Raw genomic sequence first — 363 nt, 5'->3', positions numbered from 1 at the left:
TTTTATGAATATGATAACTACAAGGTCATGGTTTTGTAGTGCTTATATAACCAAGACAAATCTTAGTTACGCTAATTTTTCTAGAGTCATATTAGAAAAGTGCGAACTGTGGGAAAATCGCTGGAATGGCACTGTGATAACTGGCGCCGTGTTTCGTGGCTCCGATCTTTCTTGTGGGGAGTTTTTCATCGTTTGATTGGTCTTTGGCTGATTTTACTGGTTGTGATTTAACGGGTGGGGGCGCTTGGCGAGCTTGATGCAAGGCGAATTAATTTAGATGGAGTGAAGTTGGATGGAGAGCAGGCGCTTCAGCTTGTTGAGAGTTTAGGTGTTATTGTTCACCGATAAAATCTAGGTAAAAAA

General features: G+C 41.0%; 1 pseudogene. It reads left to right on the top strand.

Annotated features, from left to right (window positions below):
• A pseudogene (locus tag BHE89_RS22195) lies at positions 1 to 348 on the top strand (pentapeptide repeat-containing protein); the annotation flags it as partial.
• Positions 349 to 363: the final 15 nt, after the last annotated feature.

It is taken from the genome of Shigella sp. FC1967, from assembly GCF_001743005.1.
GTDB lineage: Bacteria > Pseudomonadota > Gammaproteobacteria > Enterobacterales > Enterobacteriaceae > Proteus.
This window is presented reverse-complemented; position numbering and strand designations above follow the sequence as displayed.